This is a genomic window from Streptomyces phaeolivaceus (genome assembly GCF_009184865.1).
Taxonomy (GTDB): domain Bacteria; phylum Actinomycetota; class Actinomycetes; order Streptomycetales; family Streptomycetaceae; genus Streptomyces; species Streptomyces phaeolivaceus.
Map to the genome: position 1 here is coordinate 1,120,598 of NZ_CP045096.1, position 23,552 is coordinate 1,144,149.

The 23,552-nt window shown below is 70.8% G+C and carries 19 protein-coding genes and 1 pseudogene; 8 read left to right on the plus strand and 12 right to left on the minus strand.

Features of this window, described 5'->3' with window-relative positions; translation table 11 throughout:
- Positions 1-27: 27 nt before the first annotated feature.
- The 7 genes from F9278_RS05375 to F9278_RS05405 form a co-directional block, all read right to left on the minus strand.
- Positions 28-1,710 carry a cellulase family glycosylhydrolase gene (locus F9278_RS05375; RefSeq protein WP_152167231.1) on the minus strand — a complete coding sequence of 561 codons (1,683 nt, stop codon included), beginning with the start codon at positions 1,708-1,710 and terminating at the stop codon, positions 28-30.
- A 114-nt stretch (positions 1,711-1,824) separates the two neighbouring features.
- Positions 1,825-3,966 (minus strand): glycoside hydrolase family 127 protein, encoded by a 2,142-nt coding sequence (locus F9278_RS05380; protein WP_193241377.1) that lies wholly within the window; start codon positions 3,964-3,966, stop codon positions 1,825-1,827.
- 108 nt (positions 3,967-4,074) lie between these two features.
- The gene (locus F9278_RS05385; RefSeq protein ID WP_152167232.1) at positions 4,075-8,214 is read right to left on the minus strand and encodes an Ig-like domain-containing protein; all 4,140 of its coding nucleotides are present in this window, start codon (positions 8,212-8,214) and stop codon (positions 4,075-4,077) included.
- Positions 8,215-8,216: 2 nt separating this feature from the next.
- Positions 8,217-10,160 carry a glycoside hydrolase family 127 protein gene (locus F9278_RS05390; protein WP_152167233.1) on the minus strand — a complete coding sequence of 648 codons (1,944 nt, stop codon included), beginning with the start codon at positions 10,158-10,160 and terminating at the stop codon, positions 8,217-8,219.
- A gap of 85 nt (positions 10,161-10,245) precedes the next feature.
- Positions 10,246-11,067 (minus strand): carbohydrate ABC transporter permease, encoded by an 822-nt coding sequence (locus F9278_RS05395; protein ID WP_152173712.1) that lies wholly within the window; start codon positions 11,065-11,067, stop codon positions 10,246-10,248.
- Positions 11,068-11,117: 50 nt separating this feature from the next.
- Positions 11,118-12,080, minus strand: coding sequence for a carbohydrate ABC transporter permease (locus tag F9278_RS05400; protein ID WP_152167234.1), 963 nt, complete (start codon positions 12,078-12,080; stop codon positions 11,118-11,120).
- 64 nt (positions 12,081-12,144) lie between these two features.
- On the minus strand, positions 12,145-13,461 hold the full coding sequence (locus tag F9278_RS05405; protein ID WP_152167235.1) for an ABC transporter substrate-binding protein: 1,317 nt from the start codon (positions 13,459-13,461) through the stop codon (positions 12,145-12,147).
- Between the two features lie 280 nt (positions 13,462-13,741).
- Between F9278_RS05405 and F9278_RS05410 the strand changes: the two genes are divergently transcribed.
- Positions 13,742-14,770, plus strand: a complete 1,029-nt coding sequence (locus tag F9278_RS05410; RefSeq protein ID WP_152167236.1) for a LacI family DNA-binding transcriptional regulator — start codon at positions 13,742-13,744, stop codon at positions 14,768-14,770.
- A 36-nt stretch (positions 14,771-14,806) separates the two neighbouring features.
- On the opposite strand, the gene F9278_RS05415 is transcribed toward F9278_RS05410, so the two are convergent.
- Positions 14,807-14,974: a hypothetical protein gene (locus tag F9278_RS05415; protein ID WP_193241378.1), complete on the minus strand. Its 168-nt coding sequence runs from the start codon at positions 14,972-14,974 to the stop codon at positions 14,807-14,809.
- Here F9278_RS05415 and F9278_RS46900 point away from each other — a divergent pair.
- Positions 14,966-15,049: pseudogene (locus tag F9278_RS46900) on the plus strand (VOC family protein); the annotation flags it as partial. The gene F9278_RS05415 and the pseudogene F9278_RS46900 sit on opposite strands and share 9 nt — an antisense overlap.
- 86 nt (positions 15,050-15,135) lie before the next feature.
- Here the strand turns inward: F9278_RS46900 and F9278_RS05425 are convergent.
- A complete protein-coding gene (locus F9278_RS05425) occupies positions 15,136-15,597 on the minus strand; it encodes a MarR family winged helix-turn-helix transcriptional regulator (protein ID WP_152167237.1) in 462 nt (153 codons plus the stop codon).
- 150 nt (positions 15,598-15,747) lie between these two features.
- Here F9278_RS05425 and tnpA point away from each other — a divergent pair, with 150 nt between their 5' ends.
- The 6 genes from tnpA (at position 15,748) to F9278_RS05455 (ending at position 22,178) form a co-directional block, all read left to right on the plus strand.
- Complete coding sequence (tnpA, locus tag F9278_RS05430; RefSeq protein WP_450371700.1) at positions 15,748-16,176, plus strand: IS200/IS605 family transposase; 429 nt, start codon at positions 15,748-15,750, stop codon at positions 16,174-16,176.
- On the plus strand, positions 16,173-17,429 hold the full coding sequence (locus F9278_RS05435; protein WP_152167238.1) for an RNA-guided endonuclease InsQ/TnpB family protein: 1,257 nt from the start codon (positions 16,173-16,175) through the stop codon (positions 17,427-17,429). The genes tnpA and F9278_RS05435 overlap by 4 nt, the downstream gene beginning before the upstream one ends.
- A 120-nt stretch (positions 17,430-17,549) precedes the next feature.
- Positions 17,550-17,942, plus strand: a complete 393-nt coding sequence (locus F9278_RS05440) for an HGxxPAAW family protein (protein WP_152167239.1) — start codon at positions 17,550-17,552, stop codon at positions 17,940-17,942.
- Positions 17,943-18,090: 148 nt separating this feature from the next.
- Positions 18,091-19,206, plus strand: a complete 1,116-nt coding sequence (locus tag F9278_RS05445; RefSeq protein WP_152167240.1) for a LacI family DNA-binding transcriptional regulator — start codon at positions 18,091-18,093, stop codon at positions 19,204-19,206.
- Positions 19,207-19,523: 317 nt separating this feature from the next.
- Positions 19,524-21,542, plus strand: coding sequence for a galactose-binding domain-containing protein (locus F9278_RS05450; RefSeq protein ID WP_152173714.1), 2,019 nt, complete (start codon positions 19,524-19,526; stop codon positions 21,540-21,542).
- 30 nt (positions 21,543-21,572) lie between these two features.
- The gene (locus F9278_RS05455; protein WP_152167241.1) at positions 21,573-22,178 is read left to right on the plus strand and encodes a TetR/AcrR family transcriptional regulator; all 606 of its coding nucleotides are present in this window, start codon (positions 21,573-21,575) and stop codon (positions 22,176-22,178) included.
- A gap of 16 nt (positions 22,179-22,194) precedes the next feature.
- Here the strand turns inward: F9278_RS05455 and F9278_RS05460 are convergent, their stop codons facing one another.
- From F9278_RS05460 to F9278_RS05470, 3 genes are read right to left on the minus strand one after another with little or no spacing between them, the layout of a single operon-like run.
- Positions 22,195-22,776, minus strand: coding sequence for a GTP-binding protein (locus F9278_RS05460; protein ID WP_152167242.1), 582 nt, complete (start codon positions 22,774-22,776; stop codon positions 22,195-22,197).
- Positions 22,763-23,119: a DUF742 domain-containing protein gene (locus F9278_RS05465; RefSeq protein WP_152167243.1), complete on the minus strand. Its 357-nt coding sequence runs from the start codon at positions 23,117-23,119 to the stop codon at positions 22,763-22,765. The genes F9278_RS05460 and F9278_RS05465 overlap by 14 nt, the downstream gene beginning before the upstream one ends.
- Position 23,120: 1 nt before the next feature.
- The gene (locus F9278_RS05470) at positions 23,121-23,549 is read right to left on the minus strand and encodes a roadblock/LC7 domain-containing protein (protein WP_020114533.1); all 429 of its coding nucleotides are present in this window, start codon (positions 23,547-23,549) and stop codon (positions 23,121-23,123) included.
- Positions 23,550-23,552: the final 3 nt, after the last annotated feature.

The following is a 23,552-nucleotide window of genomic DNA, read 5'->3' on the forward strand; positions in this document are numbered from 1 at the left end:
CCCCGCCGGTCGGCTCGTGCCCCGGGGTCAACCGCTCGCGCAGGTGGCCCCGTTGAGGGTGAACGTCGTCGGCGCGGTGTTGGTGGTGCCCTTGGCGCCGATGAAGCCGACCGTCACGGAGCCGGCGGCCGGGATGGTGTTCGTGTAGGAGACGGGCTTCACGCTCACCGCGCCGCCGCTCTGGGTGGGCGTGCCGCCCCACATGTTGGTGACGGTCTGGCCGTCTGCGAAGGTGAAGGCCAGGGTCCAGCCGCTGATCGCGGTGGTGCCGGTGTTGCGGATGACGATCTCGCCCTGGAAGCCGCCCTGCCACTCGTTGGTGGCCCGGTAGGCGACCGAGCAGTTCCCGGTGGGTGTGGAGCCGCCCTCGTCGGTCGTGACGTTCACCGTGGCCGAGCGGTTCGACCGGTTCCCGGCGGCGTCACGGGCGTAGACGGCGAAGGTGTACGCCGTGTCGGCGGTGAGGCCGGTCAGGGTGACGGAGTTGGTGGTGGAGGCCGCGAGCTTGGTCTCGGTGGAGCCGCTGACGCGGACGATGTCGTAACCGGTGACCCCGACGTTGTCGGTGGCGGCGGTCCAGGAGAGCGTGGCCGAGGTCGCCGTCACCGCCGAGGCGGTGGGGGTGCCGGGGGTCGTCGGTGCCTGGGTGTCGCCCGGGGTGCCGCCGCCGAAGACCGTGGCCTCCTTGGCGGTCTGCGCGATGCCGTTGGCGCCGTTGAAGATCCGCTGGCCCCAGGCGCTCAGCCGCGTCGGGTCGAAGCCGATCGACAGGTCGAGGATCGGGTCGGTGTTGCCGCTCCACGACCAGGCGAGATAGCCGAGGTCGAGCTGCTCGGCGGTGGCCATCATGGTGTCCTCGTCCGGATCGCCCCACTGGTCGGCGGGGCCGCCGAACTCGCCGATGAGGAGGGGCAGTCCGGCGTTCACGAAGGCGTTCAGGTAGTCGGTGATCTCCGCGGCGGTGTCGAAGACGCTGTACATGTGGATGGAGAAGATCAGATTGCCGGTGGTGTCGGCCTCGTACACGGACCGGGCGTTGGCGCGCATGACGCCCTGCCAGTCCTGGCCCCAGTTGGGCGCGTCCACCATGATCGTGTGCTGGAAGCCCGCGGCCCGCAGCTTCTGCACGGCGGCCTTGGTGGGGGCGGTCCAGCCCTCGGGGTTGGTGTTGCCCCAGGGCTCGTTGCCGATGTTGACGATGACGTAGTTCTCCTCGCCGGCGAGGACGTCCTTGAGGCTGATCCAGTAGTCGGCGGCGTGGTCGAGCGTGCCGGCCGCGGCCTCCTCGCCGTATCCGGTGGTGTCGTGCACCTCCAGGACGCAGATGAGCCGGTTGGCCTTGCACTGGGCGACGACGCTCGCGACGTCGGCGGGGCTGTTCCTCGTCCAGCGGTGCCCGTCGGAGAGGACGACGCGGACGGTGTTGGCGCCCAGCGCCTTGATGTCGGACAGTGACCGCGTCTGGCCCGGGTACCAGGTGTGGGCGTGGTTGACGCCGCGCATCACGAAGTCGTTGCCGTTGGCCTCCAGCAGCCGTCCGCCGCCGATGTGCAGGCCGGTGGCCCGGACTTCGGGCGCGGACCGGGCCAGGGCCGCTGTCGGGGCGAGGACGCCGAGGAGGGTGAGCGCGAGCAGGCTCGCCAGGCCGGTGAGGAGAGCGCCGAGGGCGCTGCGGGGGTTCCTTCGCTGCGTGCTTGTTCCAGTTCTCACTGCGACTCCAGGTGGGGGTGGGCGTCGAGGAGCGAGGGGTTTATGGGAGCGCTCCCATAAACCCATCTCGCCCCGTACACGTCAAGCCTGCTCACACGTCGGCCCTTCGCGCGGTCAGCCCCGCAGGCCCGCCCGGACCGCCGCCGCGACGATCGCGTCCCGTTCGGCGCCGGTGAGGCGGCCCTCGGCCACCCATCCGTCGGCGAGGGCGCGCACCGCCCGTACGAAGGCCTCGGACGTGGCGAAGGGCGCCTGCGCCCAGAGCACGTCGAGGAAGGTCAGCCCGTCGCCCCGAGCCCGGTTCGGCACCCCGGAGGCGGCCGTGCCGAACACGACGACGGGCTCGGAGCGCCTGAAGTACGCGTGGTAGCGGAGGTCGTTCCCGGCGAAGAACGGCGCGAGGGTCAGCCCGTGCGTGGTGAAGTGCAGCGGTCTGCCCTCGGGCCGGAGCACGTCCGCGAGATCGCCGCGCAGGGTGAAGTCCTTGTAGAAGGAGAAGTTGCGGAACCCGGCCTCCGTGCTCTGCGCGACCAGCAGCAGCGGACCGAGGAACACCGACTGGACCGTGGGATCGTCCAGGGCCCGCTCCACCCGGAGCCGGTACGGCGCGGAGACGGCGACCCGGTCGCCGCGCCGCCAGGTCCGGCCGAGCGTCAGATACGACCCGGGCACGGCCTCGACCCGCTGCCGCACCCCGTTGACCGTCACGGTGAAGCCGCCGGTCGCCCAGGACGGCACCCGCAGCCGCAGATCGAACGTGCCCCCGCCCTCCCGGAACGTCAGGGTGCGCACCCCCTCGGCCGGATAGGCGCTCGTCTGGTCGAGGACGATCCCCCGCTCCGGCCACCGCAGGGTCGAGGCGAGATACAGGTTCACGTACAGCGCGTCGCCGTCGGCGGAGCGGAAGTACACCGAGTCCTGGTACTTGGTGTGGTTCTCCATGCCCGTGCCGCCGCAGCACGTGCCGGTGTTGCCGTACTCGCGCACGACGCCCGGCCCCATCCCGACGAAGTAGGTGACCTCCGGACTGCCCGTGCTCGCCGTGTCCCGGCGGGAGGCGAGGATGTGGTTGGTGAGCCCCCGCTCGTAGTAGTCCATCCGGGCCGCGTCCGGCTCCCGGAAGAACAGCTGCCGGCTGAGCTTGAGCATGTTGTACGTCGCGCAGGTCTCGGCGTTCTTGTCGTCCAGCGTGGCCGCGATCGCGCCCCGCGCCTTGAACATCTCGCCCTGCCCGGTGCCGCCCAGGCTGTACGTCCGGGGCCCCACGACCATGCCCCAGAAGTTCCCGGCCGCCTCGGCGTACCGCGCCTCCCCCGTCTCGTCGAACAGCCGCAGATACCCGGTGAACTGCGGGATGTGCTGGTTGGCGTGCCGCCCGTCGAGGACGTCCCGGCCCTGGGCGCAGGCGTCGAGCAGCGCGGTGTTGTCGAAGCAGCGGGCGGCGGCGAGGTGTTCCGCCTTGCCGGTGAGGGCGTGGAGGTCGGCCATCACCTCGTTCATGCCGCCGTACTCACCGGCGATGTAGATGGACCACATTCGGTCCAGCTGCGCCTTGGGCAGCCTTCCTAGCCTGCTGTGCACCCAGTCGCCCATCCTGGCGGCGATGGTGAGGGCCTGCGCGTTGCCGCCCAGGGTGTGGGCGTCGAGGAGGCCCCGCATGATCTTGTGGCAGGTGTAGTAGGGCGCCCAGATCGTGGGGTACGTGGTGTAGCTCTCCAGCAGGATGAACTGCGTCTCCGGGTACGCCGCCAGGAAGCCGGGGTGACTCGGTCTCGGGTTGCCGCGCTCCGCCAGCGCCGTCTGGCACTCCCCCAGGGCGCCGACCAGATAGTCCAGTTTGGTCTTGAGGGCCGCCTCCCGGGTGTCCGCGTACGCCTGGGCGACGAGCGTGAGGAAGTGGCCGCCGTAGTGGCCGCGCAGATTGCCGTCGGCGGTCTCCCAGCCGCCGGGCGGCCGGGCGCCGCGGGTGTCGAGTCCGGCGTTGGCGCGGAAGACGGAGAGGATGCGGTCGGCCGGGTAGGAGCGGGCGTAGGTCAGCATCAGATCGCGCTTGGCCTTGAACACGCCGTCGCCGAGGGTTACTTGGTCGAGGGGGAAGGGGTGGACCGCCCAGGTGGCCGGGACGGGCGCCGCAGCTGTGACGGCCTGGGCCGACGGGGTGGCGTGTGCGAGCGAGGTGGATTGCGCCAGCGGGCCGGCGGCGGCTGCTCCTGCGGCGAGGCTCAGCATCCTGCGCCGGGTGGGGGGTTGGGACATGCTGTCGACTCCGATCTTCTGTCGGTGGGCGAGTGCGGCTGGTGCGTGGCTGGTCCCGCGCAGTTCCCCGCGCCCTTTACGAGCAGCCCCTGCAAAGGGCCGGCCCGGTCACGGCGGCCCCGACACGGTGACCGCGGCAGTGGCCCGGTACGTCGTGCCCGCCACGGTCCCCGTCACCTCGAAGGTGCCGGGCTCGGCGTACCGTTCCGGCTCGACCGGGTCCCAGGTGACGGTGATCCGGCTGTCCTTGGAGCCGTCGTTGTAGGTGGCGACGACGGTCGCGGGGAGTACGGGTGCCCGGTCGACGCGGGTGGTGATCCGCTCCTCCGCGACGCCGGTGACCTCCACGGCGTCCGTCTGCCGCACCCACACGGTCGCGTCGACCGGCCGTGACGCGCGGTCGGCGATACCGGTGACCCGTACGCTCGTGCCGCCCTCGGCGACCTGCTCCTCGGTGAGGGCGGGCCAGACGACGGGTGAGCGGGCGGTGCCGCCGTCCGCGTACACGAGCGTGACCTCGTCGGGCAGTTCGGGGACCGTGCCGCGCGGGGTGGGGATGTGGACCTCGCGCACGGCCTCCGGTGTCTCCGCGTACACCTTCCACTCCTGGACGCCGAGGGCCAGGTTCGGGTGCCCGGTGAGCCGGGCGCGCAGGGCCGTCGTCGTGACGGGGGTGAAGGTGGTCCGGTTGTAGCCGTCCTCGGCGGTGCCGTAGCCGCTGGGTGAGGCGACCTCGCGCCAGGTGTCGCCGTCCCGGTACTCGATGACCCAGGACGCCGGAACGCCGACCCCGTCACCGGCGCCCGGCTGGGCGTCACGGAAGAAGTACAGGTCGGAGCCGTCCACGCGGACCGGGTCCGCCCAGGTGTACTGGACCCACTGGGTACCCTTCTCCGGCCAGCTCCCCCAGCGCGGGGCGTCGGCGGACGAGGCGGGTTCGCGGCCGTCGTTGATGGCGGCCACGGACTCCCAGCCTGAGGTGTGGGAGGCGGTCGGGGTCGCGAAGGGTGCCACGTTCACCTGCCCGCCGGACAGCCCCTCGGCCTTGACCACGACCTTCTTCGTTGTCGTCGACGTGCCGTCGGTGGCGGTGAGTTCGAGGGTGTAGGTGCCGGGCGCGGTGAAGCGCGCCACCGTGCCCGGGGTGTTCGGGTCGTCGAGGATGACCGTGCCGCCCTCGGGCCCGTCCCGCATCGTCCAGGCGGCGGAGAGCTTCCGCTCCGGCAGGCCGTCGTCCTCGACGACGCCCGTCAGCCGCACCTGTCCGGGGCGGCTGTACGTGGTGTCCTGCCACGCCTCGACATAGGGGGCGTGGTTGCGGGCCGCCGGGGGCCGGACACCCGTGGCGAAGGCCTGGAACTCCTTGAGGCCGCTGGTGTGCCCGTCGCGGTGCCGCATCAGCACCCGCAGCTTCCGCGTGCTCACCTGTTTGAAGCGGACCTGGTTGAGGTTGGCCCGGGGATGGACGGGCGTCCGGGCGGCCCGGACGACATCCCGCCAACGCCCCTCACCGTCCTGGAACTGCACGGTGTAGAGGGCGGGTTCGGCATATCCGCCCGGCCGTTTGTCGGCGGCGAAGTACAGCCGGACGTCGTCGACCTCTCTCGTCCGCCCGAAGTCGACCTCGTACCAGTCCTCGGCGTTGCCCGAGCCGCGTGCGCCCCAGTGGGGCTCGTTGACGGTGAAGCCGTCGACCGCCCCGGCCACGCCCCGGCCCTCGGCCTCGTGGGAGGCGCGGGCGGTGGCACCGGCGGCGAGGTTGACCGTGGCCGTGCCGGTGAGGTCCTGCCCGGCCTTGGCGAACAGGTCGGTGACCCGGTCCTTCCGGCCGTACTCCACGTCCTGCGGTGCCGCGACGACCGTGCGCAGCCCGGTCGTTCGGACCTTGGCCCCTCCCCCGTCGGGAAGGGTCACCCTGCGGGTGACGGGGTCGTAGACGAGGTGGGTGAGCCGGTCGGCGGTGAGGGCGAGCTTCCCGTCGAGGTACAGGGAGTAGCCCTCGGGGACCTGCCGTCCGTACGGCCGTTTCCCGTCGCCCGGTTCGTCCCAGATCACCGCCACGTCGGTGCCCCGGTAGTTGATGTCGGTGACGGCGAAGTGCGGCCAGTCGACGTCGATCGGGGACAGTTCGACCCTCCGGTCGTCGCGCGGCCGGAAGCCCATCGCGTCCTCGATCACGGTCCAGTTGGTGGTGCCGAGGATGGTGTGGTGGATCCAGGAGCGGTAGCCGATCCGCTGCGGGTCGGCGCTGCCGTCGGCCCAGAACTCGTTCTGGTCGGGCCATCTGTTGTCGCCGTCGACGTAGTGGGCCCAGGCGTTCCAGGACAGCAGCTTCTTGTACCAGGTGCGGTCGATGTACCGGTTGGGGTACTTCCGCAGCACCGAGGAGAGGAAGCGGAAGGTGACGGTGGAGTTGATGACGGAGAAGTTGTTGCTCCCCGGGTGCCCCTGTTCGGCGGCCTCCGCCTTGTCGGCCTGGTTGGCGGTGAAGAACGGGAAGACGGGGTACTGCTCGGCGTCCGCCCACAGCCGCAGGGCTTCGAGGTACTGCGGGTCCTCGTCCGGCGTGGGCATCAGGCCCACGCTGTACGGGTAGTAGTTGTTGATCTCCTTCCAGGGCACCAGGCTGTCGCTGGCGACGTGCCGGTGCTTGAGCAGTTTCTCCTCCGGGTCCCAGAGGTGCGCGAGGACCGCGTCCTTCACCCGTCGCGCGATCCCGCGCATCTCCTCGGCCTTGCCCGTCTCGCCGAGCACGTCGTACGCGCGGGCCGCCGCCGTGGCGTTGCTGTACACGTACGCCGACTCGGCCCGGTCCAGGTTCCCCGGTTTCCAGTCGAACGACACCGCGTCGGCGTCGTTGCCGGTCATGGCGCCCCAGTCGTACTCGATCAGCCCGTTGCCGTCGTGGTCGTAGGCCGCCAGCTGGCCCTTGACGTCCTTCTCCGCGTACCGGGCGAGGTTGCGCGGGATGCCGTCCGGGCCGCCGTGCACCTGGTAGGAGCGCCAGGCGGCCTCGGAGATGTACTGGGTGTAGCTGTTGGACCAGTTCTCCGGGTCGCCGGGGTTGTCGGAGTACTTGCCGCTCTTCGACACCTCACCGGCCGACACCCACGGCCCGTACGCATAGCTGGGATCCCGCAGGTACTTGAGGTCGTCGACGAACATGCCGACGGTCAGCGCGATGGCGTTGTTGTAGCCGAGGACGCCCTCCATGGAGGTGGGGAACTGGTAGTCGCCGCCCGGGATGTCGGCGTCGAGGTAGTTGTAACGCAGCAGCCACCAGCGGTAGTAGAGCGTCTTCTCGATGTTGTCGTCCGGCAGGTCCATGAACGGCAGGTTCTCGGCCCACCAGCGGTTGTACGCCTGGACGTGCCGGCGGAAGGCGGCGGCCGGGGTCGCCCCGCGCACGGAGTCGTACGCGGGCCGGGAGTCGGTGATCTCCTCGGTGACGAAGCCGAGTTGGACCTTCGTGGTGAGGGTGCGGCCCGCCGGGACGGTGAGAGTGCGCGTCAGCGCCTCGCCCTCGGGGGCGAAGCCGTCACCGCTCAGCCGGGGGAAGACGGTCGTGAGGTTGTTCTTCGCGGCCACCGCGCCGGTGAGTTCGCGGCCCTCCGCAGTGCCCGTGTACGGGGAGAAGGCGCGCAGGGTGATCTCGCGGCTGCCGGACCCGCCGTTGGCGAGGGCCAGGTTCGTCACGGCCACATTGGCGTCGGTGATGAACTTGGTCTGCGTGACCTTCAGCCCGGTCGCCTCATGGGTGAACTGGCTGCGCCAATGACTGGGGGTCTGCGTCCGGGAGTTGATGTCCTCACGGAGGGCGAGTCGCTCGCCGTCCACGGCCAGGTCGATCGTGTACGCGGCCCGGTTGTCGATGCTCTCCCAGTAGGCGACCTTCCCGCCGAAGCCGAGCCGCCCGGGGTCGTGCTCCTTCATGAACACCGCCCGGCCCCGGGTGAACAGCCAGTCCCCCGCCGGGTCGTCGCCCTCGCGGGCCAGCATCCGGTCCATCCAGAAGTCGGTGCCGTCCCCGGCTCTCCGGTCCGCGTCGTACTGGGCGCGCATGGTGCGGCGGACGGTGAAGCCGGCGGGCAACTCCGGTACGGGATCGGCCGATCCGGAGTAGACCGGATACCCGATCCCCGCGTTGTCCGCCTCGGCAGGAACGGCGGCGGCGAGCGTGACGAGCAGCCCGACGGCCAGCGCTCCGGCCAGGGTTCGGCGCTGCCGCCGTCTTCGTGGTCCGCGCATGCCTACTCCGCCTCCCCCGTCGGCAGCCACACCCGCATGGTCGAGGGGCCCCGGTCGGCCCACGAGTGGTAGGGCACGAGGACGATCCCGGCGGGGTCGGCGGGCCGCTGTTCGCCGTGCTCCTCCAGCGGTGCGTACGGCCATGGCGCCTCGCCCCGCCCCGCGCGTACGGCGACCTCCCCGGCCACCACCACCGCGCCCTCCGGGCCACCGCCCGACGGCCCGTCCTCCGGCGCGACGGACGTGTCCACCCGTACGGCGTCGACGTCGTGCCCTTCCGGGAGGTCGACGGACTCGGCGCAGTACACCAGCGGGCCGCGCTGGACGGCGACCGTGCCGCGTACGGCGTCGATGCGGGGGTCGGCGTGGATCCAGCGCGGGGCGACGGGCAGTTCGAGCCGTAGTTCGTCGCCGGGCCGGAAGACCCGGGTGACGGTCGCCGTGCCCGGGGCGACCGGGCGTCGGATGCCGTCGGGGTCGGTCAGCCACGCGGGGGCGCCCGCCGCCCAGGCGGGCACCCGCAGGGAGAGGGTCCACGGGTCGGCCGGGGAGCGGCCGACCCGGACGGTCACACCGCCGTCGGACGGGTAGTCGGTGCGGATCCGCAGGGCGACGCCCCGGCCGCCGGTGAGGGTGGTGGCGAGGTCGGCGTCGGCGTACTGGTGGAGTTGGACGCCCTCGTCGTCCGCCGTCGCGAGGTAGGCGGGGAGCTGGGCCAGGGTGCGCGCCACGTTGGTCGGGCAGCAGGACACCGCGAACCAGGGGGCGCGCAGGCCCGAGTCGGCGCGGGGGCTGTCGACGTCCGGTCGCGGTGCGCTGCCCCGGTGCCGCCGGTGCAGGGTGTTGGCGTAGAAGAAGGAGCGGCCGTCCTCGGCCGGGGAGGTGGCGACGACGTTGAACAGGGTGCGTTCGACGAGGTCGGCGAAGCGGGGTTCGCCGGTGGCGAGCAGCAGCCGCCAGGCGAGCATCACGGAGGCGACCCCGGCGCAGGTCTCCGAGTAGGCGCGGTCGGGGGGCAGCACGAAGTCGGTGCCGAAGGACTCGTCGCGGTGGTGCGAGCCCATGCCGCCGGTGAGGTAGGTGCGGCGGGCGACCGTGGCCTCCCACTGCCGTACGACAGCGGCGAGCAGTTCCTCGTCGCCGGTCTCCACGGCCACGTCGACCGCGCCGGCGGCGAGGTAGAGCGCGCGGACGGCGTGGCCGCGCAGGACCGTGGCCCGGCGGACCGGGACGTCGTCCTGGAAGTAGGCGGCGCCGAACTCGCCCTCGGTGAGGGTGCCGTGGCCGCGTCGCTCGACGAACAGCGCGGCCTGGTCGAGGTAGCGCTGCCGGCCGGTGAGCCGGGCCAGTTCGACGAGGGCGGACTCGATCTGCGGATGGCCGCAGAAGGACTCGATGCCGCCGGGGCCGAAGGTGGAGCAGACGTGGTCGGCGGCGCGCTGGGCGATCTTCGCGAGTTCGCCCTCGCCCCGGGCGCGGGCCTGGGCGACACCGGCCTGGATCAGATGGCCCTGGCAGTACAGTTCGTGGCCCTCTTCGAGGTCGCTGTAGCGGGCCGGCTGCCCCGGCCGTCCGAAGGCGGTGCTCAGATAGCCGTCCGGGTCCTGGGCGGGGGCGACGAGGTCGGTGAGGGCGGTGATCCCGGTGTCCAGTGGGGTGCCGCCGCCGTTCGCGGCCTCCCAGGCCATGGCTTCGAGCAGTTTGTAGATCTCGGAGTCGGCGAACTCCCGGCCGCGCCGGTCCCGTTCGATCCTGCCCTCGGCGGCGGCCCGGAAGTTGCCGGTCCAGCCGACGCGGTCCATCCAGTCACGGCAGTGGCCGAGCGTGGCGGTCGTGTTGGTGTGCCGTCGCCGGGCCCAGAACCCGCCGGTGATCCTGACCTCGTCGAGGCCGAGCGGTCTGAGGCGGCCACGGGTCGGCGCGACGGGCAGGACGGATGACGTCACCGCGATGTCCCTCACCTGTTCATGCCTTCGGTTCGTCCCTTCGGTCGTCGGTGGGCCGTCCACGTCCTCCGGCGGTCGGGCGGGTTCAGCCCTTGAGCGCGCCGGACATGAAGCCCCGGATGTAGTGCCGTTGCAGCAGCAGGAAGAGGAGCAGACAGGGCACGGCGAGGACCACCACGCCCGCCTCGGTCGCGCCGTAGTCGACGGCGCCCATGCTCTGCTGCCGCAGAGTGGCGACGGCCAGCGGCAGCGGCGCCTTCTCGCTGTCGGAGATGAGGATCAGGGGTGCGATGAAGTCGTTCCAGGCCGCGAGGAACGCGAACAGCCCCACGGTGATCAGTCCCGGCCGTACCGCCGGCAGGAGCACCCGGCGCAGCGCGCCCGCCGTGCCGCACCCGTCGACGAGCGCGGACTCCTCCAGCTCACGTGGCACCGCCTCGAAGGAGATCCGCATCATGAAGGTGGCGAAGGGGAGTTGGAACATCGCGAGCACCAGGCTCAGCCCGATCAGGGAGTTCTGCAGATGCAGCCTGTCGAGCAGGACGTAGAGCGGGATGAGCAGGGTGGCGTACGGGACCATCAGGATGGCCAGGGTCAGCAGGAACAGCGCGTTCTTGCCGGGGAAGTCGAAGCGGGCGAAGGCGTAGCCGCCGAGCAGGGACACGCCGAGGGTGAGCGCGACGGTCAGCGCGGAGACGAACGTGCTGTTGAGCAGGTACCGCCACAGGCCCGCGTCGTAGTCGAGGAGCGTCCGGTAGTTGCCGAGCCCGTACCCCGATTCCTGCGCGGTGCCGGGCTGCGGGCCGACCGACGCCCAGGTGTTCCACAGCAGCGGGAAGAGGAAGATGACGGCCAGCCCTCCGGCGACGACGTAGTACGGCGTACGGCCGAGGGCGCGGGACAGCACGGTCGGTCCCCTCTCCTGAGGTCTCATGACGGGTCGGCTCTCCTGAGGTCTCATGACTCGTCGGCGCGGCGCAGGCCGCGGAACTGGAGGGCGTTGAGCAGGAGCAGCACGGCGAGCACGAGGATCGACAGGGCGGCGGCGGTGCCGAGGTCCAGCCGCTGGAAGGCCTCGCGGTAGATCAACTGCACGACGGTGACGGTGCTGTTGTCGGGGCCGCCCTTGGTGAGGATGAAGAACTGGTCGAAGGCGAGCAGTGATCCGGTGACGCACAGGAGCAGGGTGAGCGCGAGGGACGGGCGCAGCAGGGGCAGGGTGATGGAGCGGAAGATCTGGGCGCGGCTCGCGCCGTCCATCCGCGCCGCCTCGTACACCTCGTGCGGGATGCGTTGCAGGCCCACGAGCAGGATCAGCATGTAGAACCCGGCGAACTTCCAGACGATGAGGAACACCGTCGACATCAGGGCGGCGGTCGGGGTGCCGAGGAAGGACACCTCGTCGTCGGCGAGACCGAGTCCCTCCAGGAGGTCGCTCAGCGGGCCGGTGGTCGGGCTGTACAGCCCCCAGAAGAGCAGGGACGCGGAGGCCAGTCCCAGGGCGCTGGGCAGGAAGTAGACCGTACGGAAGAAGCCGGCGCCCGGCCGGGACTCCTGGACGAGCAGGGCGAGCAGCAGCGCCAGGCCGAGCAGGACGACGGTGACGACGCCGGTGTAGAGGAGGGTGAAGCGGACGGCGGGCCAGAACAGCGGGGCGTCGGTGATGTCGGTGTAGTTCTCGGGGGCGTTGACGCCCCGGTCGCCGGCGAGCAGCGGCCAGTCGCTCAGCGACATCTGCCCGACGAGCAGGAGGGGCAGCAGGAAGAAGACCGTGACGAACACGGCGGTGGGGGCCGCGTAGGCGAGGCCCCGGACCTTGCGGGACCGCCACCGGGGCGCCGAAGCGCGGGGCGGGCGGCCCCGGTGTTCGGGCCGGGCCCGGTGCGCGGTCGGCGCGGACTCGGCCACCTTCACCCGCATGCCTCTCCTCCGAAGTGCCCTCGTCAGTGCCCTCGTCGGTGCCCTCGTCTCCGATGTGACCCACTCAGTCGGCGAGGGACTCGCTGACCGCCTCGTTGTCCTTGTCCACGGACGTCCCGTCGCCGAAGACGGCGTCGCGCATCAGCGTCAGCCAGGGCCCGTTGGGGTCGTTGAAGGTCTGGCCGAACTTCAGGGCGTACGGGGTCCGTCCGTCGGCGACGAGTTCGTTGACGGCGACGAGCCGGGGGTCGGCGTCGGAGTGCTTGTTGGACGCCAGGTCGGTGCGGGCCACGACGTCCTTGTGCGCGGCGACGACGTCGACCTGTGCCTTGTCGCCGAGGGTCCAGGCGAGGAAGTTCCAGGCCTGGTCGGCCTTCTCACTGGTCGCGGAGATTCCGATGGCGTCACCGCCGACGAAGGTGGACCTGCCGCCGTCGGGCCCGGGGATGGGGGCGACCCCGAGGTCCAGGTCCTTCGGCATCAGCCCCAGCGTGGTCGACGGCATGGGCATGACGCCGACCTCGCCCTTCGGGAAGATCCCGGTCCAGGTGGTGCCCGTCTCGTCCTTGGCGCCGGGTGCCACGATGTCGTCGTCGACCCAGCCCCGGTAGGTGTCGTAGACCTTCTTGGCGGTGGGGGAGGCGAGCAGCGCCTCGGTGCCGTCCTCGTTCAGCACCTCCTCGCCCCCGGCCCAGATGGACGGCCACCAGGTGAAGACCCCGCAGCCGCCGCAATTGCCACCGAAGAAGGTGCCGTTGACGTCCCCGCCGAGCGCGTCCACGGCGCGCGCCTGCTCGTCCCACTCGGCCAGGGTCGTGGGCGGCTTCTCGGGGTCGAGCTTCGCCTTCCGGTAGAGGTCCTTGTTGTAGAAGAGCACCGACAGGTCGAGGGTGTGCGGCACCACGTACTTCTTGCCCTCGTACGTACCCGCCTTGATGTGCGACTGGGCAAGGTCGTCGGCGAAGGGCAGGGCGTCGACGCGTTCGGTGAGGTCGGCGAAGAGGCCGCTGGAGGTGTAGTTGGGGACGAAGACCACGTCGGAGGCGAACAGGTCCGGCAGGTCGCGCGAGCCGGCGGCGGCGCCGACCTTGGCCTGGTAGTCGTCGGTCGGCACGACGGTCAGCTCGACCTTGTTCTTGTGGCTCGCGTTGTACGCCTTGACCAGGGCCTCGCTCTGCGGCTTGGTCGCGGCGCGGGTCCACATCGTCAGCGTGGCGCCGTCGTCGGCGCCGGTGGCGTTCGCCGCACCGCCGCCTGCGCCGTCGTCCGAACCGCCGTCCCCCGACCCGCAGGCGGTGACCAGGCTCGCCGCGGCGAGCAGTGCGACGGCCCCGATGGCGAGGCGGCCCGCGCGGCCACGTGGTCCGACCGTGCTCCCCATGTTCGATCCCCCTTGATTCGCGGCAGGCCGTGCGGGGCCAGCCGGTCGGCCGGTGATGTGGTGGCACTGAACCGAGTGATGGGAACGAAAAGAAACCGAAAAGGCTTTCTGAGACGCTAGGACGCACGCGAACACCCGTCAATCCCCTTGCAGAGAGCGGTTGTCGGCGGCTCACAGAAACACGTGCCACCATCTTGACCGAAACGTTTCCCGTACGGTTCGGGGTGGGGCGTGTCATCCTCGGCGAGGTCGGCACGCGTGGCGAGACAGGAGATCACCCATGGCACAGGCCGCCGGCCCCTCTCGTTCGCAGCCCGCCACGCTCGGCGACGTCGCCCGGCTGGCGGGAGTCTCGATCGCCACGGCGTCCAAGGCGCTCAACGGCCGCAGTCAGGTCCGCGCGGAGACCAGGCAGCGGGTCGTCGAGGCCGCCGAGCGGCTGTCGTTCCGCCCCAACCAGGTGGCGCGCGGGCTGCTCGCCGGGCGTACCGGCACGGTCGGCCTGCTCACCAGCGATCTGGAGGGCAGATTCGGCATACCGATCCTGATGGGTGCCGAGGACGCCTTCGGCGCGGGCGAGGTCGCGGTGTTCCTGTGCGACGCGCGCGGCGACGCGATCCGTGAACAGCACCATCTGCGGGCCCTGTTGGGCCGCCGGGTCGACGGCCTCATCGTGGTGGGCAGCCGCACCGACCCCCGCCCCTCGCTGGGCCGCGAGCTGCCGGTCCCGGTCGTCTACGCCTACGCCCCCTCCGAGGACCCGGAGGACTTCTCCGTCGTCCCGGACAACGTGGGCGCGGGCCGTATCGCCGTGGACCATCTCCTCGCCTGTGGCCGCACCCGGATCGCCCACATCACCGGCGACCCCGGCTATCTCGCCGCGCGGGACCGGGCGGAGGGGGCGCGGGCCGCGCTCGGCGACGCCGGCTTCTCCCTGATCGGCGAACCCCGGTTCGGGGCCTGGTCGGAGGGGTGGGGGCGGGCCGCCACCGCGATGCTCCTCGACCGCCATCCCGACATCGACGCCGTCCTGTGCGGCAGCGACCAGATCGCCCGAGGCGTCATGGACGTCCTGCGCGAACGCGGCCACCGTGTCCCCGAGGACATCGCCGTGATGGGCTTCGACAACTGGCAGATCATGACCACGGGTTCCCGCCCACCCCTGACCAGCGTCGACATGAACCTCGAACAGGTCGGCCGCGTCGCCGCCCACGCCCTCTTCACCGCCATCGCCGGCACGGCCCACACCGGCGTGCAGACCCTCCCCTGCAAGGTGGTGATCCGGGGCTCCACGGCACCGCTGTCGTGACGTCGGCCGTCGACGCGGGCACCACGGCCGGGCTGGTCAGCCGTCCACGGCGCCCTGGACCACCGCTTCGGCGAGGGCGGCCGCCACCCGGTCGGGGTGCGAGAGGTGCGGAGAATGCCCGGAGGGGAACCGCACCCGGTGGGCGGCCCGCGCCGCCCACCACTCCTGGGCCGCGGGCGGCAGCGCCGGGTGAGCGAGCCCCATGACGCGGGGTTCGGGCCGACCTTCCTCGCCGCCGATCCCGACGGCAACCGTGTCCGCGTCGCACCGCGGGGCTGAGGGGCCGTAATGCGGCAGGCGCGCACGACCGGTGTCGCGCCTGCCCACTCTCCCGTGAACCTCCCCGCCAGGCAGCCGAACCCTCCCTAACGGCTCTCGTCCAGATATCCCCGCGCCAGCTCCTCCGCCCGCGCGAACCCGTCGACCAGCAGGGCCAGTTCGTCCGCCGAATACCGGCCGAACAGCTCGGCGAGCCGGGAATAGAAGGGCCCGTAGACCGCCACCACCCGCTCGGCGGCGTCCGGGACCGGCACCACCCGGACCCGGCGCCCGTCGGCCGGGTCCGGCTGCCGGGTCACGAACCCCCCGCGTTCCAGACGGTTGAGGACGCCCGTCACCGCGCCCGTGGTGACATGCGCGCGTTCGGCCAGATCACCGGCGCCAACCGGTTCGTCCACGGCACCGAGGACGTACGCGAAACAGACGAGGTCCGTGACGCTCAGCCCGAGCTTCCGGGCGAACTCCTGCTGTCCGACGATCATCGTCGCGATCAGGCCGTCCATCGCACTGATCGCGTCGGGAACGGTGGGGAGGCGCTCGGCCTCCATCAGAACCTAGCCAGGGGAGGCCCCGCTTCAGCGGGGTGGGGAATGGCTTCTGAGCCCTGTTCTGACCTCGGCTGTGCGCATGGATCCGCTCTGTTCACCTGAGTCGACCTTTCTGCCGCACTAGACCTGCGGCGCGTGTATAGCGATCGCGTGACTGTGACCAGGAAGGCTCGCCGATTCTCCGGCGGCGTATACGACCTCGGGCTCCAGGTGGCGTGGTGCCCGAAGTACCGCCGTCCGGTCCTCGGCGGCCAGGTCGCGGAACGCCTGGACGAACTGATCCGGCAGAAGGCGCAGGAACGCGGCTGGGAGATCATCGCCCTTGAGGTGATGCCCGACCACGTCCACCCCTTCGTGCAGCACGACCCGAAGTCGTCGGCCTCGTACGTGGCCAACCAGTTCAAGGGCTTCACCTCCCGCGTGCCGCGCGAGGAGTTCCCGCACCTGAAGTCACGGATGCCCGCGCTGTGGTCGTCGTCGTACTTCGCGGCATCGGTCGGCGCCGTGTCGGCAGCCACGGTCGAGAGGTACATCGACACCCAGTGGGAACGCCCGCGGAAGAAGGGGGACGGCTCGTGATCCGCGCGTACAAGTTCCTCCTGCGCCCCACGGCCCGTCAGACGGCCGCACTGGGCGAGATACTGAGGGACCACTGCTCGCTGTACAACGGCGCCCTGCGAGAGCGGCGCGACGCCTACCGGCACACCTCAAAGACGAGCGTCACGTACGGGGACCAGTCCGCGCAGCTCAAGGAGGTCCGCGCGTTCGACCCAGAGCGTCAAGGACGCTGGTCATTCTCCTCACAGCAGGCCACCCTGCGCCGCCTCGACAAGGCGTTCCGGGCGTTCTTCCGCCGCCTCAAGGCTGGGCGAACACCGGGCTACCCACGCTTCAAAGGCGTCGGCCACTTCGACACCGTGGCGTTCCCGAAGGACGGCGACGGCTGCCGCTGGGACTCGACGCCCCACGACACGCGGACCCGTGTCCGCCTCCAAGGCGTGGGGCACGTCCGCGTGCACCAGCACAGGCCCGTACTGGGCCAGGTCAAGACGATCAGCGTGAAGCGCGAGGGAAACCGCTGGTACGTCGTCCTCGCCTGCGACGAGGTACGCGCCGAGGAGCTGCCGCCCACCGGGGCGATCGTCGGTATCGACTTGGGCGTCGCCCACTTCCTGACCACCTCGGACGGCGAACACGTCGCCAACCCGCGCTTCCTTCAAGCGATGGCCGACGAACTGGCCGGAGCGCAGCGGCACCTCGCGACGTTCCCCAAGCGGACCCTGCAGCGCACCAAGGCACATCGGGCCGCCGCCCGGAAGGTCGCCAAGCTGCACGGCAAGATCCGGCGGCAGCGCGCCGACTTCCACCACAAGACCGCCCGCACGCTGGTCCGTGGCCACGACGTGATCGCGCGTGAACGGCTGAACACGGCGAGCATGGCCAAGAGCCCTGTCGCCAAGCCCGACCCCGACCGGCCCGGCGGCTTCCTGCCGAACGGCGCTGCCGCGAAGTCGGGACTCAACCGCAGCATCCTCGACGCGGGTTGGACGCAGTTCCTCAGAATCCTGGCGAACAAGGCTGAGAGTGCAGGTCGCCCCGTGGTCTCGGTGGACGCGCGCAACACCTCCCGCACGTGCCCCGAATGCGGGCATGTCGCGAAGGGGAACCGTGCCACCCAAGCGAAGTCCGCATGCACGGCGTGCGGGTTCACGGCGAACGCGGACCACGTCGGCGCGACGAACGTCCTCAGCAGGGCCGGGCTGGTCCTCTGCGCGGCGGCCTGGCCACCGACGCAGGAAGCCCGCGCGTTCACGCGTGGGTGGAGTCACTGATATTGCCTCCGGGGCAAAGACAAGCGTAGGTTCCTTACTCGCTAAGACATCATAGTCCGACGCCGTAGTCGCACCGCGGCATGACGCGGTGCGACTACGGCGCGCGAGGGGAGCAGACACATGAGTCTCTACGACGAGGGCCACACCGTCGCCGGCTGGACCGGCACCGCCATCGGCACCGTCGGGTCCACGGCGCTGGGACTGGGCATCTGCGGCTGGACCCCGGGGTTCGTCCTGGGCACCGCCCTCTGCGTGCTGGCGCTCCTGGCCACCTGGGGTCTGCACCTCAGCGGCTGGGGCAAGGCGCCGGGCCCCCGCCCCCGGGAGCAGTGGCGCCTCAGGGCCCGTGACCGCTCCGCCCCCGGCGGCCACGTCGACTGCCTCGGCTGCCGTCTGGCCGGCCGCAGCCGCACCCCGGCCCCGCTGCCGGCGACCGTCCCCGGCCCGGCCGCCCCCGTCGAAGGCGCCGGCGCCGCGCCCGCCGCGGTCCCGGCGGGCGACCAGGCGCCCTGAGCGGCATCGTCACCACGCCCCGGCGGGCGACCAGGCCCCCGAGCGGCAGCGTCATCCCACCCCGACGACAGTAAACGCTTACTGTATTACGGGCCCCAGTTCCCGGGCCGAGCCCCGCGACCAGCCTCCCATGCAGTAACGTCGAACCGTGACGGTCAATGAAAACGGTCGCCGGAACAGCGCCGATTCCGGCGGGGTCAGGCGTCGGCGGAGCAGCGCCACGGGCGGCGAGCGGCCCAGCACGATTCGGGATGTCGCCGCACGGGCCGGCGTGTCCGTAGCAACCGTTTCCCGCACACTGGCCGGCAACTACCCGGTGTCCACGGAGACCAGGGCCCGGGTCATGGCGGCGGTCGAGTCCCTGCACTATGTGGTGAACGTGCACGCCAAGGCGCTCTCCGGCCGGGTCGCCGGCCCCGTCGCCCTGGTCATCAAGGACATCACGGGCCCCTCCCTCGCCCATGTCGCGGCGGGGGTGGAGCAGGAGGCCGCCGACCGGGGCCGGCTGAGCCTGGTGTGCGCCACGCACGACGACTCGACCCGCGAGGACGATCTGGTCCAGCTGATGCGCGAGCAGCACGCGGCGGCGGTCCTCCTCGTGGGCGGGGCCCCGCAGGACGAGGCGTACCGGCGGCGGATGGCCGAGTACGCCACGGCGCTGGACGCGGCGGGCTCCCGGCTGGTGCTGGTGGGCCGCCCGCCGCTGCCCGGTGATCTGCCGGTGACGGTGGTGCAGTACGACAACCGGGGCGGCGCCTTCCAGGCCACCGACCATCTGCTGACCGCCGGGCACCGGCGCGTCCTCTTCCTGGGCGGGGTCCCCGGTCTCAGCACCTCCGACCAGCGCCGGGACGGCTTCCTGCACGCCCTGCGCGCCCACGGGGTCACGCCCGCCGAGGAGTTGGAGCTGCCGGGTCCGTACACCCGCGTCTCGGGGTACCAGCGCACGCGGGAGGCGCTGGCCGCCGGCCTGGACTTCACGGCGGTCTTCGCGGGCACCGACATGGTCGCCACGGGGGCGCTCGCCGCGCTGCGCGAGGCCGGTCTCGACGTCCCCGGTGACGTCTCCCTCGTCGGCTTCGACGACGTCCCCTTCGCCGCCGACCTCTCCCCCGCGCTCACCACGGTCCGGGTGCCGTACGAGGATCTGGGGCGTACGGCGGTCCGGTTGGCGCTGGAGCGCGAGGAGCGCCTCGGGGGCGACGACCATGTGGTGCTGAGCACCCAGTTGGTGATCCGCCAGTCGGTACGCACGCTTTCGTGAGCGTACGCACCACTCGGCAGAGGGGGCGGCGGAACAACCGCCGCTCCTTCACGGGATCTTGACGAAGCGTCAACCCGGCGTACGGGGAGCCGTAGACCCTCGGACTCCATCAGGTCAACCGTCCCGGACTATTGACTCGGATCACCGCAGTAGCGATTCTCGTCACATCGCTTGTGCCAGCCATGACAATCGGGCTATGGCGTCGTGGGTGTTCAACGCGTCCCGGAACGGTCTGGCCGATCGACCGTGCTTCCCCCAGACCGAGGACGTGAGTGATGACCAGGCCTCCCCGCGCCCACCGCAGACGCAGACCCCTCATGGTGCTGGCGCTGTTCCTCACCGCGATGGGCATGCTGCTCAGCCCGTCGTCCAGTTCGGCCGCGACCGGCGACTGGTGGCTGCCCACCAACCGGCCGTCGCCCGACTCGCAGATCAACGTCACGGGCGAGCCGTTCAAGGGGACCACCGCGACCGGTGATGTGCGCGGCTTCGTCGACGCGCACAACCACCTGTTCTCCAACGAGGCGTTCGGCGGCCGGCTGATCTGCGGCAAGGTGTTCTCGACGTCCGGCATCGCGGACGCGCTGAAGGACTGTCCGGAGCACTACCCGGACGGCTCCCTGGCGCTCTTCGACTACATCACCCACGGCGGCGACGGCAAGCACGACCCGGTCGGCTACCCGACGTTCAAGGACTGGCCGGCGTACGACTCGATGACGCACCAGGCCAACTACTACGCCTGGATCGAGCGCGCCTGGCGCGGCGGTCAGCGGGTGCTGGTCAACGACCTGGTCACCAACGGGATGATCTGCTCGATCTACCCGTTCAAGGACCGCAGTTGTGACGAGATGACCTCGATCCGGCTTCAGGCGAAGCTGAGTTACGACCTCCAGGACTACATCGACGCGCAGTACGGCGGCACCGGCAAGGGCTGGTTCCGGATCGTCACCGACAGCGCGCAGGCCCGTGAGGTGATCGCGGCGGGCAAGCTCGCCGTCGTCCTGGGTGTGGAGACCTCCGAGCCGTTCGGCTGCAAGCAGATCCTCGACATCCCGCAGTGCAGCAAGGAGGACATCGACGAGGGCCTCGACGAGCTGTACGACCTGGGTGTGCGCAGCATGTTCCTGTGCCACAAGTTCGACAACGCGCTGTGCGGCGTCCGCTTCGACGAGCACGGTCTCGGTACGGCGATCAACGTCGGCCAGTTCCTGTCGACCGGCACGTTCTGGCAGACCGAGACGTGCAAGGGCCCGCAGAAGGACAACCCGATCGGTGACGCCTCGACGGAGGCCGAGGAGGATCTGCCGGCGGGCACCGAGGTGCCGGAGTACGACGCGGACGCCCAGTGCAATGTGCGCGGACTGACCGAGCTGGGTGAGTACGCCGTGCAGGGCATGATGCAGCGCAAGATGATGCTGGAGATCGACCACATGAGCGTCAAGGCCACCGGTCAGGTCCTCGACATCTTCGAGGCCGCGTCCTACCCGGGCGTGCTGTCCTCGCACAGCTGGATGGACCTGAACTGGACCGAGCGGGTCTACTCCCTCGGCGGTTTCGTCGCCCAGTACATGCACGGCTCCGAGGAGTTCAGCGAGGAGGCCGAGCGCACCGACGCCCTGCGGACCAAGTACAACGTGGGCTACGGCTACGGCACCGACTTCAACGGCATCGGCGACCACCCCGCCCCGCGCGGCGCCGACACCGCGAACCCGGTGACGTACCCCTTCAAGACCGCCGACGGCGGCTCCACCGTCGACAAGCAGACCACCGGCACCCGCACCTGGAACTACAACACCGACGGCGCCGCCCATGTCGGCATGATCCCGGACTGGATCGAGGACATCCGGCTGGTCGGCGGCCAGGGCGTCGTGGACGACCTCTTCAAGGGCGCCGAGTCCTACCTCGACACCTGGGGCTCCTCCGAGGCCCACCAGGCCGGCGTGAACCTCGCCAAGGGCAGGACGGCGACGGCCAGTTCGTCCGAGTCGAACCCCGTCACCAGCTATCAGCCCGGCCGGGCCGTGGACGGTGACGGCGGCACCCGCTGGGCGAGCGACTGGAGCGACTCCCAGTGGTGGAGGGTGGACCTCGGCTCCTCGCGCACCGTCAAGAAGGTCACCCTCGACTGGGAGCGGGCCTACGGCAAGGCGTACCAGATCGACGTCTCCACCGACGGCACGACCTGGAAGACCGTGTGGTCCACCACCGCGGGCGACGGCGGTCTGGACACGGCCAAGTTCTCGGCCGTGACGGCGAGATATGTTCGGATGCTGGGGACCGACCGCGGCACTGACTGGGGTTACTCCCTCTACGAGGTCGGCGTCCACAGCGGCTGACCGCACCACCACGGGGGAAGAGGGATCCATATGGCACGCCTGCCGTCGGCCGAACGACGCAGACAGCTCACCGAGGCCGCGATCCGCGCGATGACCCGGGACGGCGTCCCCAGGACGACGACCCGGTCCATCGCGGCCGAGGCGGGCGTGTCACTGAGCGTCTTCCACTACTGCTTCGAGTCGAAGCAGGAACTGCTGGAATCCGTCATCACCACCATCACCGGTCACTATGTGACGCTGGTACGGGAGGCGATCCGGCCCCGGGAGACGCTCAGGGAGACCGTCCGGGCCGGTTTCCAGGCGTACTGGGACCATGTCTCCGCCCACCCGGGCGAACACATGCTCACCTACGAACTGACCCAGTACGCCCTGCGCGAGCCCGGCTTCGAGCATCTGGCGCGGCGCCAGTACGAGATGTACTGCGTCACCTACGCCGACCTCATCGAGCGGCTACGGCACTCGATGGGCTTCGAACTGACCGTCCCCGTCCCGGTCCTGGCCCGCTACCTCGCCGCCATGACCGACGGCCTCACCCTCAACTACCTGGTCCTCGGCTCCGACACGACCTGGACGGACATCCTCGACACGATCACCGACCACGTGGCCGGGCTGGTGCGCGAGGAGGTCCGTCCGTAGGGTCCCGGCGCCGGCCTCAGCGGGCCGACGCCGCGATCAACTGGTCCAGGAGGGCGATCAGGACGTCGCGGGACGAGGTGCGTTCGCGGGCGTCGAAGAGGATCACGGGGGTGTTCTCGGGGAGGGCCAGGGAGTCGCGGATGTCGTCGGGCTCGTAGGGGTGTTCGCCGTGGAAGCCGTTGACGCCGATGACGAACGGGATCTTGCGGCGTTCGAAGAAGTCGATCGCGGCGAAGCTGGACTCGGGGCGGCGGACGTCGACGAGGACGACGGCGCCGAGGGCGCCGATCGCGAGGTCGTTCCACATGAACCAGAACCGCTGCTGTCCGGGCGTGCCGAACAGATAGAGCACGAGGTCCTGGCCGATGCTGATCCGGCCGAAGTCCAGGGCCACCGTGGTGGACTTCTTCTCCGGAATGCCGTCGAGGTCGTCGACGTCCAGACCGGCGGTGGTGAGGGGTTCCTCGGTACGCAGCGGGACGATCTCGCTGACCGACCCGACCATGGTCGTCTTTCCCACGCCGAATCCACCGGCGATGAGGATCTTCACCGTGTCGGGAGCCGAAATCCCCTGGGGGGTGGGGTCAGAGCCGGCCAAGGCCGTCCCTCACTTTCTTCAGCAGGTCCAGGTCGGGGGTGCGGGAGATCAGACGTGGCTGGCGCACGCTGATCCGGCCCGCTTCCAGCAGGTCGCAGAGCATGATGGCGACCACGCTGACCGGCAGGTCGAGACCGGTGGACAGTTCCGCCACCACGATCGGCTCGGCGCACAGCTTGAGGATCCGCGCGTGCTCCGGCTGCGGCCGGGTGCCCCCGGCCGGCTGCGGGTCCACGGCGGTCACCATGGTGATGAGGGTGAAGTCGCCACGGGCGGGCCGGGTCCGGCCGCCCGTCAGGGTGAACGGGCGAACCAGGCGGCCCGCCGCGTCGCCTCCGTTCACCTCACTCGCCGCTGTCGGCCGCGACGACACCGGCGCGTGGGGCCGCGCTGAGGTGCTCGCCGATCTTCTTCACCAGCATGTTCATCTGGTAGGCGACCACGCCGACGTCCGCGCCCTGCCGGGTCAGCACGGCGAGGTTGGCGCCGGGTCCGGCGTTGGTGAGGATCAGGAAGGCGTTGCCCATCTCGATGAGCAGCTGGCGGACGGGGCCACCGCGGAAGTCCATGCTGACGCCCTTGCTGAGGCTCATCAGCCCGGACGCGGTCGCCGCGAGCCGCTCGGCGTCGTCGCGCAGGAACGCGGTGGATTTGCTGACGACCAGTCCGTCCTCGGAGAGCACGACGGCGTGGTCGACCTCGGCGACCCGGTCCACCAGTCCGGTGAGCAGCTGGTCGAGCTGACTGTGCGTGGCGGGGATGGGGCGTGTCATCTC